Origin of the sequence: Luteimonas granuli, from assembly GCF_007795095.1 — a bacterium.
Taxonomy (GTDB): domain Bacteria; phylum Pseudomonadota; class Gammaproteobacteria; order Xanthomonadales; family Xanthomonadaceae; genus Luteimonas; species Luteimonas granuli.
Map to the genome: position 1 here is coordinate 465,037 of NZ_CP042218.1, position 17,244 is coordinate 482,280.

Here is a 17,244-nt window from a genome sequence, read left to right on the forward strand (position 1 = left end):
CCGCTCAGGGACAAGGACCGATGCGCCCGAAGGCCAGGTCCTCATAGTCGTAGCTGAAGTCCGCGTCCGGATCGACCTTGGCCATCGCCAGGGTCGGGGCCGCACCTCCGGAACCCGCGGCGAAGTCGAGCCAGGCATCGGCGTCCGCGCCCAGGCTGTCGAAGTCGACCAGCAACCGGTCCCCGGCCCTCATCACCGGGCCAGCCAGGCGCGGCGACTTCAACGACTCGAAGCGCACGCCCTCCCCGGCCGCGCAGACCTTCGCGTCGCCGAACCAGGGATCGCGAAAGAGGCCAAGCCACGGCGCCAGCTCGGCGGCCGTCGCGGGACGACGCGGAAGCCTGGCGGCCACGCTTTCTTCACCCGCGGCGCGCGCTGCTTCAGTCGCAGCCCTTTCCCCGGCGAGAAGCCCGGCGTAATGCGCCACCAGGTTTCCCCCGGGCCATGGCCGGTGGTGAACAGCTTCGACAAGGACTGTTCGAGCACGGTGCGGGCCTCGCCGGCTTCGGCATTGACGAGGATGACGAAGCCAGCGTCCAGCTCCGGCAGCAGGGTCACCGCGGAATACATGCCCGACAGCGTGCCGGTATGCGCCACCTTCTGCGTCCCGTCCACGTCGCTGAGCCGCCAGCCGTAGCCGTAGGCGGAGTAATGGCTGCGGTTCCAGTCGCGCATGCGACGGGTCAGCGGCATCGGCATGTGTGCCGTCCATGCCGCCTCGCGCTGTGCGCGCGACAGCCACGGCCGGCCGTCACGACCCGTGGTGTCCGGGTCCAGCCAGGCCTGTGTCCAGCGCAGCATGTCGTCCACGCCGCAGCGCACGCCCCCCGCCGCGGCCATCGGCATGTCGGCCACGATGTCGCCGTCGGGGCGCGCCACCCAGTCCCCGTCCCGGCGTCCGTGCGGCGCGGCGACGCTTCCGGCCTGGTCCAGGCGCCACTCGCCGATCCGGCAGCCGTCCATGCCCAGGGGTTCGAACACCTCGCGTCGCAGCAGCACGTCGAAAGGCGCACCGCCCGCGGCCGCCGCCACTTCCCCGGCAACGATGTAGAGCGTGTTGTCATAGGCATAGCGCGAACGGAAGCTCCAGCGCGGCTTCAGATGCGCCAGCCCGGCGATGACTTCGCCGCGGCTGAAGGAATTCGGCTCCGGCCACAGCATCAGGTCTCCGGCGCCCGGGCCCAGCCCGCTGTTGTGGATCAGGAGATCGCGCACCTGCATCTCGCGCGTCACCCAGTCTTCATGCATGCGGAAGCCCGGCAGATGCTTGACCACCGGGTCGTCCCAGGCCAGCAGGCCGGCATCGACCTGCCGCGCCAGGAGCGCAGCGGTCATCGCCTTGGTGTTGGAGGCGACCTTGAACAGGCTGTCGCGCGTGATCGCGGCGCCGCTGCCGGCGGCCGTTTCGCCGCGCAGCTCGACCTGACGCACCTTCCCGTCCACCACTACGCCGACCGCGATGCCGGGAAGCCCGTAGCGCGCCACAGCCTCGTCGACCGTCGCCGCGAGCGTCTCTGCCGCGGGCAGCGGCGGCCGCGCCTGCGCGGGTGCAACAAAAAACGCGGCCGTGAGGACGGCCGCGCAAAGGACATGCAGGGGATTCATCACCACCTCCGCTTCCCGCCAGGAAGCCGCCGCCGGGGTCGCCGGCGGCGGGTTGTCGATGCCGCAGGACGGCGTCAGAAGTTCCAGGTCACCACCAGCTGCGCGTAGCGCGGCGACTGCCAGCGGGTACCGGTACCGAAGGTCGAACGGCGCACACCGGGATTGCCCTCGTAGCGCGCACGGACGTTGATGACCTCCTGGTCGTTTAGCAGGTTGTACACCGACAGGCGGGCCTTCAGGTCGATGCCTTCGACCGGCAGGGTCCAGGTGATGTTCGCACCGACGTCGTAGATCCACGGCATGCGACCGAAGGCCCCGCGCTCGGACCGCTCGTACTCGCGGTCCTGCCACGGGCCGGCGCAGTTAGCCACGCACAGCCAACCGGTACCGCCGCCGCTGCCTTCGCTGGTATAGCTAGCCACCGCGAAGTTCTCGTCCGGCCAGGTCACGCCGAAGGCGGAAATCGGACCGCCGGACAGTGCAGTCACCGTGCCGCCGATGCTCCACATCTCGTTGAACCTGTAGCTGCCGCGCAGCTTGATCTGGTGGCGATGGTCGTTGAACAGGTCACCGTAACGGTCGTTGTTGGCCGGGTGGTCCCAGTGCTGGACCATGCCGGTGTCACCGTAGTTGGTATCCGAGTTCACCGGACCTTCGTGGTTGCCTTCCAGCTTGGACCAGAGATAGGACGCGTTGAACGCCCACTTGTCGTCCCAGGCGCGGTCGATCTGGAACTCGACCGCCTTGTAGGTGCGCTTGGGCTTGGAGTAGCCGATCACGCGATTGCTGCCGACGGTGATGTAGCCCTCCTTGGAGGTGTCGATCGTGACCCAGCCATCCTGGGCGCAGCCCATCGCCGTGGTGCCCCACAGGGTCAGGTCGTCCCCCGGGTTGGCGATCGGCCAGAGGGTGCCGTGGCGGACGCCGCACAGCGCGTTGATGCGCACGTCGTCGAGCGCGTTCGGCATCCGACGGTAGGTCGCGTTGACCCCCCACGACCAGGCCTGGCTGATCATGGTCTGGAAGCCGAGGATCGCCTCGTCCTGGTAGACCGCATCGACGTCGCGGTCCACGCTCTGGCGGTAGTCGCGGACACTGATGTTGAACTGGTCGTCCACGGGGCCGATCTGGTTGCCGATGATCGGAGCCATGTACTCGGCACCGGTCACCGGATTGGTCGCGCGATTCCATCCCTGCAGTTCGTAGAACGTGCGTTCGTCAAGCAGGCCACCTGCGAAGTTGTAGCTGATGATGCTGGTGACCGGCATGTAGTAGCGGCCCAGGCTGCCGAAGAGCTTGGTGGTGCCATCCCCCTTCATGTCCCAGGAGAAGCCCACGCGCGGCGACACCAGGTTGTCCATCTCGATGAAACTGTCGCCCGCTGCCGTCTTGTTGTCGAAGTTGTCCACGCGCAGGCCGAGGTTGAGCAGCAGGTTCGGCGTGAGGCTCCAGATGTCCTCGAGGTAAAAGGCGCTGGCCTCGATGTCGAAGACGCCGCCGTCGGCGCGCTCGCGCGCCATCAGGAACGCATTGACACCCGCGGGCAGAGGCGTGCCGTTGTCGAGGACCTGCGTCGCGCTGGTGCGACCGTAAGCGACGTACTGCTTGCCGTCGCCCGGGTAGGAGGTCACCCGGTCGGTGGTCATCAGCTCATGGTCCCACCCGAAGCGCAGCAGGTGGTCGCCCAGCGCCCACTCGAAGTCCAGCCGCTTGGCCTTGCGCTCGTCCTCGTGCGAGACCACGTTCGAGCCGGGATGACAGCCCAGCGTCGGGCTGCCCATGCCGCGATAAACCGCGCCATAGGAGGCGTTGTTGTAGCTGATCCAGCTGCACTGACTGTCCTGCGGGGAGCGCACGAAGCTGGTGCTGCGGTTGATGCCGTACATGGCCTTGGCAGTGAGGTTCTCGCCGAAATGGCCGGTGTAGGTGAGCGATCCGCTCTTGCCGCCGCTCGAGTTGTTGGACAGGGTCGGGGCGCCGCGCAACTCGCGGCTCTCGAAGTCGTAGCCGTAGAGCGCCGTGTCGGAATCACCCTCGTCGGAGAACGCGAGCAGTTCCAGCAGATGGTCGTCGGTCAGGTTCCAGTCGACCTTCGCGCCCCAGAAGCCATTGCTGCCCTCCCGTTCGCTCAAGCTGCTGCCGGCGGCGTTGGTAAAGCGCGATTCGCTCTCCCGCTGCTCGTACATGGCGAACATGAACAACCGGTCCTGCACGATCGGGCCGGAGGCCCAGACGTTGGTCTTGGTGAACGTGCTGCGGTCGTGGCTGGAGCGCACGTTGACGCTGCCGTCGTCGTAGAAGCGATCCTCGCCGCTGGCCTTCCACGCATTCGGCTCGAAAGTGAGCTCGACGCCGCCCTGGAATTCGTTTCCACCGGAACGCGTGACCGCGTTGATCACGCCGCCGGTGCTGCGTCCGAACTCCACCGAATAGCCGCCGGTCTTGACCTGGAACTCCCTGAAGAAGGCGAACGGAGCCGTGGAGAAACTGTGGCGCCGATAGAAGTCGGTGACGTTCAGGCCGTTGATGAAGATGGAGTTCTCGGCGATCGAGGAGCCGCCGAACGAGATGCCGCCGAAGCTGGAATTTCCACCGATCACGCCGGGTGCCAACAGGGCGACCGAGGAAAGGCTCTGTTCGACTGGCAGCCGGGAGATCTCCTCGCGGGTCACGTTGGTGGCGGTTTCCGTCGACCGGACATCCACTCGATTGACCACGCGGTCGCCGATGACGGTCACGCTTCCGAGGTTGGCGATGCCACCCTCGCTGCCCAGATTCACCGTGGTCGTGCCGCCCAGCGACACGCTGACGCGGACCCGCTCTCCCACGGCCTGGCCGCTGCGCATCACCTGCAGGTCGTAGTCGCCCACCTGCAGTTGGCCCAACCGGTAGCTGCCGTCGCCGCTGACGGTGACGCTGCGGGTCAGACCCGTGTTGACGTTCGTGATCGTGATCTGATCGCCGGCGGTCGCGAAGCCCGCCACCGAGCCAGTGGCGCTCTGCGCAAGCACCACCGGTGCCATGGTGGACAGGCACGCTCCCAGCGCGATGCTGAGTGCGGCACGACGAAGCTTGGTATGACTGGACTTCATTGCGTTTCTCTCCCCGAAACAGGAATCCGTGGTGGTTGGCGTTGCTCAGTGATCAGGTGCGTTCGTCCATGGCCGGTGGCAGCAGTTGCCACTGGAAGTCGTAGTTCCACTGGTCGAAGTACAGGTTTCCTCCGGCCCATTCCGCCTCCCCGCGCTGCAGGTCGACGGTTTCCGAACGTGGGTGGCGCTTGGCCGGAACGAACTCGCGCGACCAGTCATCGTTGAATGCGATGCGGTACGCGTCGAGGCCGCCCAGGTAGAAGCCGGCAAGTTCGGGGCCGGCGTCCGGCAGCCGGCCGAAGGTCACGTCCATCGGCACCCAGCCGTAGGGGGCCAGGTACATCCAGCCCCAGTCATGCATGTTGTTGTATTCGCCATCGGAGAAGATCCAGCCCGACTGCCAGCGCGCGGGAATGCCGTTCATGCGCAGCAGGGTGATCAGCAGCAGGGTCTGCTGGCCGCAGTCGGCGTGCCCCTGCTCCAGGGCGTGCTCGCCGATGTTGGTGATGGTGGAGTACTCGCGGGCGCCCGCCCAGGGAATGTCGTCGACCGCGGCGAAGAGCTTCTGCGCGATGCGCCAGGGGTTGGTCTCGTCGCCAACGATCTGCGCCGACTTCAGGCGCATGGCGTCGCTGAAGACGACGTGCGGCGCGCGCTCGGAGACGTAGGGCTCCAGCTCCGGGGTGATCTCGGCCGGCACCACCCGCGCCGGGTCGATGTCGGCGTACTGGGCGTGGACCGTCAGCTCGTAGGTCACCGAGAACGCGGCCGGCTCGCCGGCCACGGCCGTCGCCTCCATATAGACGGTGCGCTGCATCGCCGACTCGGGCGCGACCTGGTGCGTCGCCGGCACCGTTGCCTGCAGTGCGATGTCCTCCTGCTGGCCGGGGATCGCGCGCGGGAACGGCAGCCAGGCGCGCACGGTCTCGCCGGCGGGAACAGCGTCGGGCTTGACCGTCAGCGACTGCGTCACGCGGACGCGTCGCGGAGCGACCGCGCGCTCGCCCGTGGCCCGCGCCGCCTCGCGCACCTCGGCATGATGCGGGTGGACCGCGACTTCAAACGGGCTGTCGTAGAACTTCAGCGGCGTCGCACGGCGCCGGCGGGCCTCTTCGCTGAGGCGGAACAGATTGGACGGTCCGCGGTTGAACCAGCGGCGCTGGCCGTCGATCACGCGCGCCTCGATCAGCCCATCGGCATCCCAGCGCGCGAACTCGGCATCGCTCATGTCTGGGATGTCGCGGCGCAGGCGCGCCTTGGCGCCCGCTTCATCGAGGCGGAAATCCATCAGGATGCGGCGCATGCGCTCGCGCTGGAACTCCAGCGCCATGCGCTGGTCCGGTGTGAGCGACGCATCCTCCAGCGCGGTGGCGATCGCGGCCTCGGCGCCGCTGAAATCGCCGGCGTCGATCAGGTGGATGACCAGCGGCGGGGCGGCAAGGCGGGCGCCGATATCGTCGTTCGCGGTCATGCCGCTCGCAGGGACCACGATGGCCGCAGCGACCATCGCGACGCCCAGGGCGAAGGCATGCCGCCGGCGCGGACGCATGCCCGCACGCTCATGCATCCGCTCTGGACGATCGACTGCAGACATCTACGCAAGCCCCCTCTCCCGGCCCCCGGGCTGTGTAACATGGCCTTCATGAGGCGTCAATAATTTATTCTTTCTCATTGATTTTCTCGAATGATGTATTCCATGATGCGTTCCTGAACCAAGGCGTCGGGAAGGGGACGATCTCATGCGACTTGCGGCTCTGCTGCTCACCCTGTTGCTCGCACTCCCGACGGTGTCGGCCGCGCGCGAGCCCACACCGGCTCCGCCGTTCGCGGTGCCCGGGCTGGTCGAAGCCCACCTCACGCCCGCGCACTGGATCGACGCACTGGACGAACCGGACCGCGTGATCCTCACGCCGGCGCAGATCGCCGCGCAGAACGCACGCATGCGCGCCGAGGACGCGTCGATCCACAGGCTCGAGGCCCTGCCTGCGCGCATCGCCGGTACGCAGGTGCGCGCCTGGATCGAAGCGCTGTCGAAGCTTCCGGCGAATGAACTGTTCGACGTGCACGGCAAGCCCGTCAGCCGCCACGACCTTGGCCGTATCGAAGCCAACCTCGCGCTCGGCGCCCTGCCCGCCGACCAGGCCACCCGCTACGGCATGGTCGTGCGCCGCGCCGCGCTGCGCACCTTCCCCACCGGCCTGCGAGTGTTCAGCCGCGCCGGCGACACCGACATCGACCGCTTCCAGGAAAGCGCGCTGTTCCCGGGCGATCCGGTGGCGATCGTCCACGAGAGCCGCGACGGCGACTGGTACTTCGTCGTCAGCGAGCGCTACGCGGCGTGGATCGAGAAGCAGTACGTGGCGGAAGGCGACAGGGACGCGATCTTCGCGTGGGGCCAGCGAACGCCCTTCCTGGTCGTGACCGGCGCCACTGCGCGCACGGCCTACTCGCCGGAAAACCCGGCCGTCTCGGACGTGCAGCTGGAGATGGGCGTGCGCGTGCCGGTGGTGTCCGACTGGCCGTCGATGGACGAACTCAACGGCCAGCTTCCCGCGGCGGCGCACGTGATCGAGCTGCCGGTGCGCGGCGACGACGGCAGGCTGTCCTTCGCTCCCGCCCTGCTCCCGCGTTCGGCGGACGTCGCCAGCGACTACCTGCCGCTGACCGAAGCCAACATCCTGCGCCAGGCGTTCAAGTTCCTCGGCGAGCGCTACGGATGGGGCCATTCGTACAACGCCCGCGACTGCAGCGGCTTCGCCTCGGAAATCTACCGAAGCTTCGGCGTGCTGATCCCGCGCAACACGAGCGCGCAGGCGGTCAGCCCCGCGCTCAACCGCCTCCCCTTCGACAAGGGTGACCCCTACGCACAACGCCTGCAGGCGCTGCGCGAGGCGCGTCCGGGCGACCTGGTCTACATGCCCGGCCACGTGATGATGATGATCGGCCACGTCGACGGCGAGCCCTTCGTCATCCACGACACCAGTGGCATGAGCTGGAAGCCCGAGGGTTCGGACACGCTGGTGCGCCTGCACCTCAATGGCGTGGTGGTGACGCCCGTCGTGCCGATGATGACCAGCGCGACCACGCCCACGATCGACCGCCTCAGCAGCATCCAGCGCATCCGCCCCTGAGCGAGCCCGAAGGCCCATGAAGATCACCGATATCCGCCTCGGCATGCTGCGGGTGCCGCTGAAGACGCCGTTCAAGACCGCGCTGCGCACCGTAGACACCGTGGAAGACATCGTCGTCATGATCCACACCGACGACGGTCGCATCGGCTACGGCGAAGCCGCGCCCACCGCCGTGATCACCGGCGACACCCACGGCTCGATGATCGAAGCGATCCGCAAGGTGATCGGCCCGCGGCTCATCGGCCGCGACGTCGCCGACCTCAACCGCAACGTGCAGCTGGTGCAGTCCGCCATGGAGCGCAACACCAGCGCAAAGGCGGCGGTCGAGATCGCGCTCTACGACCTCTGGGCCCAGCTGTACGGCGCCCCGCTCTACCGCATGCTCGGCGGCGGCGGCGACCCGGTGGTCACCACCGACCTCACCATCAGCGTCGACTACATCGACAAGATGGTGGCTGATTCGCTGGCCGCGGTGGACCGCGGCTTCGAGTCGCTGAAGATCAAGGTCGGCAAGGACATCGGCCTGGACATCGAGCGGGTCAAGGCGATCCACGCCGCGGTCGACGGCCGCGCCCTGCTGCGCCTGGACGCCAACCAGGGCTGGACCGCCAAGCAGGCCGTGTTCGCGATCCACGCCCTCGAGGACGCCGGCGTGCACCTGGAGCTGCTCGAGCAGCCGGTGCCGGCGCGCGACATCGAGGGCCTGAAGTACGTCACCGAGCGTGTGCACACGCCGGTCATGGCCGACGAGAGCGTGTTCGGCCCGTCCGAGGTGATCGACCTGATCCAGCGGCGCGCCGCCGACATCATCAACATCAAGCTGATGAAGACCGGCGGCATCTCGAATGCCATCCGCATCGCCGACATCGCCGCGGTGCACGGCGTGGAGTGCATGATCGGCTGCATGATCGAGTCCGCGATCAGCGTCGCGGCCGCCGTGCACCTGGCGGTGGCCAAGGCCGGCGCGATCACGAAGATCGACCTCGACGGTCCCTCCCTGTGCACCTTCGACCCGGTGGAGGGCGGCGTCGAGTTCAACGAGGCCGAGATCGCGATCGGCGACGCGCCGGGCCTGGGCATCCGCTCGGTGCGCGGGCTGGAACCGTTGGCGGACCGCTGACGCCTCATGGCCCCGCTGGCGAAGATCCGCGGCGAGCGCGACCGGATGTCGGCCATCGAGCGCCGCATCGCCGACTTCATGCTGGAGAACGCGCACCTGCTGCGCGACTACTCCTCGCAGCAGCTGGCCAACGCACTGGGCATCAGCCAGTCGAGCGTGGTCAAGTTCAGCCAGAAGCTCGGCTTCAAGGGCTACCCGGACCTGAAGTTCTCGATCGGCGAATCGCTGGCGCGGCGCGAGTCGGGCGGTACGGGGCCGGGCATGGCCCCCTCCGCCAGGCGCCTGGGGAACCCCGGGATCCTGCTCGCGGAATCGCTGTGGCGCGCCAAGGGCGAAGCGGTGCAGGTCACGACCGCGCTCAACGCCCATGCCGACGTCGCCGCCGCGGCCGAAGCGATCCGCGGTGCGGGCAAGGTCTATGCCATCGGCGTCGGAAACGATGGCCTCTACGCACGCGCGATCGCGATCAAGCTGGCGCTGATCGGGCGCACCGCCATCCATCTTTTCGATACTGCGCTGATGGCCGTCGGCACCTCCTCGGCGACCGCGGGCGACGTGCTGCTGGTGCTCTGCGAACACGGCCAGGAAGCGGCGCTGTGCCAGACCGCGCGCCTGTTCCGGCAGCGTGGCGGCAAGGTGGTCACCATCACCCGCCACACTGCCAACGCATTGCGTGCGCACGCCGACATCGCCCTGCTGGTCAGCGCCCACGACCCACGGCCCCAGGTCGAGCTGCTGCTCTACCAGGCCGCCCTGCAGCACCTGCTCGACCTCGTGTTCCTGCTGCTGTGCGAGGACGAGGCCCACCTGCGCATGCTGGTGGAAAACGCGGCGCCGATTGAATGAAACCGTCCACCTGTAGGAGCGGCTACAGCCGCGATGGCGGAAATCGCTCACACAAGGGTGGGAAGCGTTCGCGGCTGTAGCCGCTCCTACAGGTCACCAGGGGAAAAGACTTGCCTCGACTTTCGAATGCTGCTCGGGTGCTGCTCGCGCTGGCGCTGGGCGCCGTCACCGGGCTGCTGCTGGCCTATGCCGATCCGGCGTTGGGCGCACGGGTGGCGGACGCGGTGCAGCCCGTCGGCCGGCTCTGGCTCAACGCGCTGCAGATGACCGTGGTGCCGCTGGTGGCGGCGCTGGTGGTCCTGGGCGTCAACGCCGCCGCGGACGCCGCGGCCTCGGGTCGCACGGCCCGCCGTGCGATGGCGGTGTTCGCGGTGCTGCTGCTCGCCTCGGGGATCTACACCGCGTTCATGGCGCCGGGCCTGCTGTCCCTGGTGCCGCGCGACCAGGCGCTGGTGGATGCGTTCCGGCTGGCGATCGGTGCCGACGACACCGTGATCGGGCGCGCGCCCTCGTTCGGCGAGTGGATCACCACCGTCATCCCCAGCAACGCACTGGCCGCGGCCGCGGCCAATGCCATGCTGCCCCTGGTGGTGTTCTCGCTGTTCTTCGGCTTCGCGGTCACGCGCATCGAGCCCGAGCGGCGCGCGCGGCTGCTGGAGCTGGTGCAGGCCATCTCCGACACCATGATCCAGGTCGTGCGCTGGGTGCTGTGGGCCGCCCCGATCGGCGTGTTCGCGCTGGTGCTGGCGGTCTGTGCGCGGGTGGGCCTGGCCGTGCTGGGCGCGCTGGGCTGGTACGTGCTGCTCCTCTGCACGCTGTACGTCAGCGTGACGGTGCTGCTCTATGGTGTGGCGCGGCTCGCCGCGGCCGAGCCGGTGCGGCGCTTCATGGTGGGCATCTTCCCGGCGCAGGTGATCGCCGCCAGCACGCAGTCGTCGCTGGCCTCGCTGCCGGCGATGATCGACTGCGCGCGCACGCGGCTGGGCTACCCGCTGCACGTCACCGCGCTGGTGCTGCCGATGGCGGTGTCGCTGTTCCGCATTACCAGCCCCATCCAGTACATCGGCGTGGTCTCCTTCATCGCGTGGATGTACGGCATGGACCTGGGCGGGCTGCAGATCGGCACCGCCATCGTGCTCTCGGCGCTGATCAGCATGGGTTCGGTCGGCCTGCCCGGGCAGGTGAGCTTCATGACCAACAACCTCCCGGTCACCCAGGCCATGGGCCTGCCGGTGGAGCCGCTGGGCCTGCTGCTGGCCGTGGACAACATTCCCGACGTGTTCTCGACCGTCGGCAACGTGACCGGGGACCTCACCGCCACCGGCATCGTCAACCGCCTGGACGCACGGAACGGGATCTAGCGGGGGCGCTGGTGCCCGGGGTGGGATTCGAACCCACATGGCCTCTCGGCCGGAAGGTTTTAAGTCTTCTGCGTATACCGTTCCGCCACCCGGGCGCGATGGCGCGCGCCGGGACCGGCGCGCATTTCCTCGAACGCGGGAATCCGGCGGGGGCGGCCGGCGCGCGGCGGCACCGGCTCTGGTTGCGGAGTGGTGCCCGGTGTGGGACTCGAACCCACAATAGCCATTGGCCCAGGGAGTTTAAGTCCCCTGCGTCTACCGATTCCGCCACCCGGGCAGGTGTCCTGCGCGGCCTCCCCGGCCGCGGATGTCAGACTCCGTAGTATTCCCGATACCAGCGCACGAAGCTGGCGATGCCCTCTTCGACGCCGACCGAAGGCCTGTAGCCCACGTCGGCCACCAGCGCCGAGACATCGGCTTCGGTGTCGGGCACGTCGCCGGCCTGCAGCGGCAGCATCTCCATCACGGCCCGGCGCCCGAGACACTGCTCGAGCACCTCGATGTAGCGCAGCAGTTCCACCGGCTCTTCGTTTCCGATGTTGTAGATCCTGTATGGCGCCACCCCGCTGCTCCCCGGATCCGGCGCAGTGCCGCTCCATTCCGGGTCGGCCGCGGGCACACGGTCGAGCACGCGCACCACACCCTCCACGATGTCGTCGACGTAGGTGAAGCTGCGGCGGTGGTGGCCGTGGTTGAAGACCCTGACCGGCTCGCCGGCCAGGATCGCCTTCGTGAACAGGAACAGCGCCATGTCGGGCCGGCCCCAGGGCCCGTAGACGGTGAAGAAGCGCAGGCCGGTGCAGGGGAGGCCGTACAGATGCGCATAGCTGTGCGCCATCATCTCGTTGGCCTTCTTGGTCGCCGCGTACAGGGTCAGCGGGTGTTCCGTGGGCTGGTGCTCGTTGAACGGCATGGCGCGGTTGGCGCCGTACACCGAGCTCGTGGACGCGAACACGAGGTGCTCGACCTGGTGGTGCCTGCAGCCTTCCAGCACGTGCAGGGTGCCGGTGACGTTGCTGGACACATAGACATGCGGGTTCTGCGCGGCGTAGCGCACGCCCGCCTGCGCCGCCAGGTGCACGACCCGGTCGGGCCGGTGGCGCGCGAAGGTCTCCTCCACCGCCGCGCGATCGGCCAGGTCGGCCTGCACATGGGTATAGCCCGCGTGGTCGCGGAAGCGTGCCAGCCGCGCCTGCTTCAGTCCGACGTCGTAGTAGTCGCTGAGGTTGTCGAAGCCGACCACCTCGTCACCGCGCGCCAGCAGCACCCGGGCGACGTGGCTGCCGATGAAGCCGGCGGTGCCGGTGACGAGGACTTTCATGCGGGGCGCTCCGGTCGGATCGTGGAATGATACCCACGCCGCGGCCCCATTCACGGCAGAATGACCGCGTCGCCGCCAGCATTGCGGCCCCGCCTCGACCATCGGAGCAGCGTCGGATGAGCACTGGACAGGGTTCCACCGGCAACGTCATCGCCGCGATCTGCAGCCTGATCGTGCCCGGCCTCGGCCAGTTGGTGCAGGGACGGGTGCTGTCGGCGATCCTGTGGTTCGTCGCCGGCTGCATCGCCGGCGCCCTGACCTGGGTGCTGACCCTGTCGCTGTTCCCGTTCGGCTGGTTCCTGGTCAGCCTGTTTTCCTGCATCGACGCGGCGCTCTACAGGCGCCGCGCCTGAGGCAGGGCGGCCATCGCCCGGAGCGTGCGGCCGCGCGCTCCTCGCCTACTCAGCCGATCCGCCGGCCCGACACGTACAGGCTTCCCGGCACATGGAAGCGCCATGGGAAGTCGACGGCCCTGCTGATGCCCACCCGCGGCCCGACGGCGGCGCGACGCGGCGGCGGCATGCCGTCGTCGACCAGTGCGATACCCTGCGCGCCCGATACCAGGTCCGCACCGTCCTGCTCGCGCGTCAGGCCCATGGCCTGCGACAGCCTGCCGGGACCGCTCGCCAGGTCGCGTTCGCGGCGCGCCGCCGGGCGCACCAGGCGCATCGCATCCTGGCCGCGCAGCGGCTCCATCGCCCGCAGCAGCACCCCCCAGCCCTGGCCCGGATCGCCACAGACGGCGTTCGAGCCCCAGTGCATGCCGTAGGTGAAATACACATACAGGTGGCCGGGCTCGCCGAACATGGTCGCATTGCGCGCTGTGGGGCCGCGGAAGGAGTGCGCCGCCGGATCCTCGCTGCCGGCGTAGGCCTCGACCTCGACGAGGCGCCCGGCGCGGCCGTCCGCGCGCACCAGGATCTTGTTCAGCAGTTCCGGGGCCACCTGCGCGGGGTGACGCCGGTAGAAATCGCGCGGCAGGGGTCGCCAGCCGGGGTCGAGCGGGGCCAGGTCCATGCCGGCAGTGTACGGGCCTGATCACGGGGACGTTCCCCGGAGTTGCCCGGCCATTCCCCGGACGTTGCCCGGAGTGCGCGCCGCCCGCCGCGGCTGCAGGGGGGATGCCCGGCCGGGACGGGCTGCGCGGGCTCCACAAGGAGCGTCTTGTGCGACCGCGCGACGGCGCGCCAGGAACGCGGGAACGCGGGAACGCGCCGATTGCACGCCATCGCCCCCCGGAGTCGGGAGATGAACCGAAAAAAGCCGCCGGCGCGATGCCGGCGGCTCCTTCCACTACCGAGAGATGCCGGACTCAGAAGTCGAAGCGCACCTGCAACTGCGCCACATCGACGTCGGCATCGTCCATTTCGAACCGGCTGTACTCGCCGCGCAGGGCCACGTTGTCGGTGAAACGGTACTGCAGACCCAGACCATAGGTCGGATCGGTGCCGTCGTCGTCGGCGCGCAGGCCGGCGGAGCGGGCCTCGGCGTCCCAGCTGTGGAAACCCGCCTTGGCATAGCCGGAGAAGCGCTCGGTGAACGGCAGGGTGCCGACCGCGACCAGCGACACCGTGTCCGCCTCGAGCGAACCCGGCGCCGTGTCGAAGTCGACCTCGCCGAAGTCCGTGTAGCCCAGCTCGACGCCGAAGTTCGGATGGAACTGGTAGCCACCGAACACCTGGAACGCGGTGTCCTCGTCGTCGATCAGGGGCTCGTCGATCATCGACTGGCCGACGCCGGCGCCGGCATACCAGCCCACCGGCTCGGCGGCCTGCGCGGACAGCGAGGTCGCGCCCAGGGCGAGGGCGAGGGTGGCGGCGGTCAGGAGGGAGGTCTTGTTGTTCATTCCGTGGGGATCCTTTTCTGGTTCACGTGCCTCCAATCTATGACCGCCAGCCTGGAAACAAAGTGAATGAAATCGCACTCGTCGTTCCACCCATGGAACGAATTCCGCGGAGTTTTCTGATCCTTCTCCAGACTCCGGGGCGATGGCGTGCAGTTGGCGCGCGTGTCGCACATCTGGCGCAGCGTTGCGCCTTGAAGTCGCCTCGTTGCGGTCCGCGCAGCCCGTCCCGCACACAGGGGGTGTGCTCCCCGGCCGTCTCCGCGTCCTGCTCCCATCGGCCGGCCGCCGGCCATCCATGGCCGGCTGTCCGCACACCCCCTGTGCGCGGGACGGGCTCCGGCGTTCTTGGCTTCGGGAGGGAAGATCAAAAGCGGCGGAGCCGGGCAGCTCCCGGCATGACGCCCTCCGTTTTGACGCGAACGTCGGCGTAGCCCTCGTCCCGACCGCGACCAAAGGTCGTGCCCGCCGCGGACGCAGGGGGGATGCCCAGAGCCGGCCATGGATGGCCGGCGGCCGGATCTGGGAGCAGGACGCGGAGAATCCGGCTGGGCATCCCCCCCTGCGTCCGTGGCGGGCGGCCAGGACTCGAACGCAGCGTCCGTGGCGGCCTGCCCGGACTCGAACGGAGCCTCGATCGGGAGAAGAACCAATTCTGCTCTCACTGGAAGAGTCCCGGCTGCGCGGGCGGATAGATCACGAGATCACCATTCGGCCGCGCGTCCGGGTGCAGCGGGTGCGGCTGCACGTGTGTGGCATCGATGATGTGCAACACCTCGATGCCACGCTGCCGCAGCACATCCGAGACCAGTCGCCGGTGACAGCGCCACCACACCGCCTCCGCGCACATCAGCGCCGTCCGCGCGCGCGCGGCCAGCCCCAGCGCCAGATGCAGCCCTTCGGCAAATTCGGCGCTGGCCATGTGGTCGGCGTAGCCCTGGAAGGCGGCGTTGCGCCATGCGCCGTTGGGCGACCCCGGTTGCACGCGGCGGCGGCCGCCGAGCTGCGGGAGCCACAGGTACTCGAGGCCGGCGGCGGGCAGGCCCTCCGCCATCGCCTCGCCGGCGAACCAGGAATGGCGGCGCGAAGCCGGGAACCGGCGCACGTCGGCGATCGCGCCGATCCGCTGCGAAGCCAGGACGGACAGGAACTCTTCCCACGAACGGGTGGAATGGCCGACGGTCCACACGGTGTCGACGTCGGCGCCGGCCGGCAGTGGAGGCCTGGCGGGTGGATCGGACATGGGCTCTAGAGTCTCCCGTCCACCGCCTCCCGCGGCAGCACGTACTTCACGTCATACAGCACCGCGCCCGGCTTGCCGTGCGCCCGGATGCCCGCGGCTCCGAGCCTGCGGAACTCCTCGTGCGCGACCGCCACCACGATCGCGTCGTACTCCCCTTCGCCCGGTCTGCACAGCGACAGGCCGTACTCGCGCCTCGCCTCGGCGGCATCGACCCAGGGATCGTGGACGTCGACCCGTGCGTTGTAGCTCTGGAGCGCCGAAACGATGTCGACCACCCGGGTGTTGCGCAGGTCCGGGCAGTTCTCCTTGAACGCCAGCCCCAGCACCAGGATCCGCGCACGCACCGGGTTGATGCCGTTGCGCACCATCAGCCGGATCACCTCGTGCGCGACATAGGCCCCCATGCCGTCGTTCGTCCGCCGCCCCGCCAGGATCACGTCCGGGTGGTGCCCCACCTCCTGCGCCTTGTGCGTCAGGTAGTAGGGGTCCACGCCGATGCAGTGTCCGCCCACCAGGCCCGGCCGGAATGGCAGGAAGTTCCACTTGGTGCCCGCCGCCTCCAGCACTTCCAGGGTGTCGATGCCCAGCTTGTTGAACAGGATCGCCAGGTCGTTGACCAGGGCGATGTTGAGATCGCGCTGCGTGTTCTCGATCACCTTGGCGGCCTCGGCCACCCGGATGCTGCTGGTCCTGTGCGTGCCGGCGGCGATGATGCTGGCATACAGCGCATCGACGAAGGCCGCCGCCGCGGGCGTCGAACCCGACGTCACCTTGAGGATGCCGGTCAGGCGATGGTTCTTGTCGCCGGGGTTGATGCGCTCCGGGCTGTAGCCGCAGAAGAAGTCCCGGTTGAACGTCAGCCCGCTCGTCCGCTCCAGGATCGGCACGCACACCTCCTCGGTGCAGCCGGGATAGACGGTGCTCTCGTAGACCACGGTGTCCCCGGGCGCGAGCACCCTGCCCAGCGCTTCGCTGGCCGCGCGCAGGGGGCCGAGGTCGGGGCGCCGCGCGCCGTCGATCGGCGTGGGCACGGTCACGATATAGACGTTGCAGGGGGCGATGTCGTCCAGGTCGCTGGTGAAAACCAGGCGCGTGGCCTGCGCCAACAGCCCGGGCTCGACCTCGAGGGTGCTGTCGCGGCCGGCCCTCAGCTCGCCGATCCGGGCGGCGTCGATGTCGAAGCCGACCGTGTCGTACTGCTTGCCGAGCTCGACCGCGAGCGGCAGGCCCACGTACCCCAGCCCCACCACGGCGATCCGGGTGGCCTCGGGCGAAGGAAACTCACTCATTGCACCCCCTTTTGCGTCACGGTCGTCCCCGCGCGCGCGGAATCTTCATCCATAACGTCCATTGTCGCCGTCCCCGGCCGCCCTCGCGATGTTGTCGTCACCAGCGTACCCGCGACCAGGGGGCCCGGAAACGGAAAAGCCGCCCACGGGGGGCGGCTTTCGTCTGGAGGCCTGAGTCGGAATCGAACCGGCGTACGCGGATTTGCAGTCCGCTGCATGACCACTCTGCCATCAGGCCGATGGGCTGATACGACAAGACCCCGTTTCCGGGGCCTTGTCAAATACTGGAGCGGGAAACGAGACTCGAACTCGCGACCCCGACCTTGGCAAGGTCGTGCTCTACCAACTGAGCTATTCCCGCGTTGAGCCCGCCATTTTACGGTTAAGCGTCAG

14 protein-coding genes and 4 tRNA genes are annotated in these 17,244 nt (G+C 68.6%); 5 read left to right on the plus strand and 13 right to left on the minus strand.

Features of this window, described 5'->3' with window-relative positions; translation table 11 throughout:
• Positions 1 to 4: 4 nt before the first annotated feature.
• The 4 genes from FPZ22_RS13905 to FPZ22_RS02120 all read right to left on the minus strand — a co-directional run bounded on the left by FPZ22_RS13905 (position 5) and on the right by FPZ22_RS02120 (position 6,246).
• Positions 5 to 193, minus strand: a complete 189-nt coding sequence (locus FPZ22_RS13905) for an FXYD domain-containing ion transport regulator (protein ID WP_246120861.1) — start codon at positions 191 to 193, stop codon at positions 5 to 7.
• A 26-nt stretch (positions 194 to 219) separates the two neighbouring features.
• On the minus strand, positions 220 to 1,605 hold the full coding sequence (locus FPZ22_RS02110; RefSeq protein WP_246120863.1) for a serine hydrolase domain-containing protein: 1,386 nt from the start codon (positions 1,603 to 1,605) through the stop codon (positions 220 to 222).
• 74 nt (positions 1,606 to 1,679) lie between these two features.
• The gene (locus FPZ22_RS02115; RefSeq protein WP_144889832.1) at positions 1,680 to 4,697 is read right to left on the minus strand and encodes a TonB-dependent receptor; all 3,018 of its coding nucleotides are present in this window, start codon (positions 4,695 to 4,697) and stop codon (positions 1,680 to 1,682) included.
• A gap of 52 nt (positions 4,698 to 4,749) precedes the next feature.
• Positions 4,750 to 6,246: a transglutaminase-like domain-containing protein gene (locus tag FPZ22_RS02120; RefSeq protein WP_144889834.1), complete on the minus strand. Its 1,497-nt coding sequence runs from the start codon at positions 6,244 to 6,246 to the stop codon at positions 4,750 to 4,752.
• A gap of 190 nt (positions 6,247 to 6,436) precedes the next feature.
• Between FPZ22_RS02120 and FPZ22_RS02125 the strand changes: the two genes are divergently transcribed.
• The 4 genes from FPZ22_RS02125 (at position 6,437) to FPZ22_RS02140 (ending at position 11,155) form a co-directional block, all read left to right on the plus strand.
• Entirely contained in the window at positions 6,437 to 7,828 is a 1,392-nt protein-coding gene (locus FPZ22_RS02125) for a C40 family peptidase (protein WP_144889836.1), read from the plus strand.
• A 16-nt stretch (positions 7,829 to 7,844) separates the two neighbouring features.
• Entirely contained in the window at positions 7,845 to 8,948 is a 1,104-nt protein-coding gene (locus tag FPZ22_RS02130; protein WP_144889838.1) for a dipeptide epimerase, read from the plus strand.
• 6 nt (positions 8,949 to 8,954) lie between these two features.
• The gene (locus tag FPZ22_RS02135) at positions 8,955 to 9,794 is read left to right on the plus strand and encodes a MurR/RpiR family transcriptional regulator (RefSeq protein WP_144889840.1); all 840 of its coding nucleotides are present in this window, start codon (positions 8,955 to 8,957) and stop codon (positions 9,792 to 9,794) included.
• Between the two features lie 137 nt (positions 9,795 to 9,931).
• On the plus strand, positions 9,932 to 11,155 hold the full coding sequence (locus tag FPZ22_RS02140; RefSeq protein ID WP_246120865.1) for a dicarboxylate/amino acid:cation symporter: 1,224 nt from the start codon (positions 9,932 to 9,934) through the stop codon (positions 11,153 to 11,155).
• Positions 11,156 to 11,164: 9 nt separating this feature from the next.
• Here FPZ22_RS02140 and FPZ22_RS02145 read toward each other — a convergent pair.
• The 3 genes from FPZ22_RS02145 to FPZ22_RS02155 form a co-directional block, all read right to left on the minus strand.
• Positions 11,165 to 11,250, minus strand: a tRNA-Leu gene (locus tag FPZ22_RS02145).
• 95 nt (positions 11,251 to 11,345) lie between these two features.
• Positions 11,346 to 11,432 (minus strand) — tRNA-Leu (locus FPZ22_RS02150).
• A 33-nt stretch (positions 11,433 to 11,465) separates the two neighbouring features.
• A complete protein-coding gene (locus tag FPZ22_RS02155) occupies positions 11,466 to 12,476 on the minus strand; it encodes an NAD-dependent epimerase (RefSeq protein ID WP_144889844.1) in 1,011 nt (336 codons plus the stop codon).
• A 116-nt stretch (positions 12,477 to 12,592) separates the two neighbouring features.
• Here FPZ22_RS02155 and FPZ22_RS02160 point away from each other — a divergent pair, with 116 nt between their 5' ends.
• Entirely contained in the window at positions 12,593 to 12,829 is a 237-nt protein-coding gene (locus FPZ22_RS02160) for a hypothetical protein (RefSeq protein ID WP_144889846.1), read from the plus strand.
• 49 nt (positions 12,830 to 12,878) lie between these two features.
• Here FPZ22_RS02160 and FPZ22_RS02165 read toward each other — a convergent pair whose 3' ends face one another.
• The 6 genes from FPZ22_RS02165 to FPZ22_RS02190 all read right to left on the minus strand — a co-directional run bounded on the left by FPZ22_RS02165 (position 12,879) and on the right by FPZ22_RS02190 (position 17,212).
• The gene (locus tag FPZ22_RS02165) at positions 12,879 to 13,493 is read right to left on the minus strand and encodes a DNA-3-methyladenine glycosylase (protein ID WP_144889848.1); all 615 of its coding nucleotides are present in this window, start codon (positions 13,491 to 13,493) and stop codon (positions 12,879 to 12,881) included.
• A gap of 295 nt (positions 13,494 to 13,788) precedes the next feature.
• Positions 13,789 to 14,322, minus strand: a complete 534-nt coding sequence (locus tag FPZ22_RS13515; RefSeq protein WP_168198903.1) for an outer membrane beta-barrel protein — start codon at positions 14,320 to 14,322, stop codon at positions 13,789 to 13,791.
• A gap of 658 nt (positions 14,323 to 14,980) precedes the next feature.
• Entirely contained in the window at positions 14,981 to 15,562 is a 582-nt protein-coding gene (locus FPZ22_RS02175) for a DUF488 domain-containing protein (RefSeq protein WP_144889852.1), read from the minus strand.
• A gap of 5 nt (positions 15,563 to 15,567) precedes the next feature.
• Positions 15,568 to 16,851 (minus strand): Vi polysaccharide biosynthesis UDP-N-acetylglucosamine C-6 dehydrogenase TviB, encoded by a 1,284-nt coding sequence (gene tviB / locus FPZ22_RS02180; RefSeq protein WP_144889854.1) that lies wholly within the window; start codon positions 16,849 to 16,851, stop codon positions 15,568 to 15,570.
• Positions 16,852 to 17,015: 164 nt separating this feature from the next.
• A tRNA-Cys gene (locus FPZ22_RS02185) sits at positions 17,016 to 17,089 on the minus strand.
• A gap of 47 nt (positions 17,090 to 17,136) precedes the next feature.
• Positions 17,137 to 17,212 (minus strand) — tRNA-Gly (locus tag FPZ22_RS02190).
• Positions 17,213 to 17,244 lie beyond the last annotated feature (32 nt).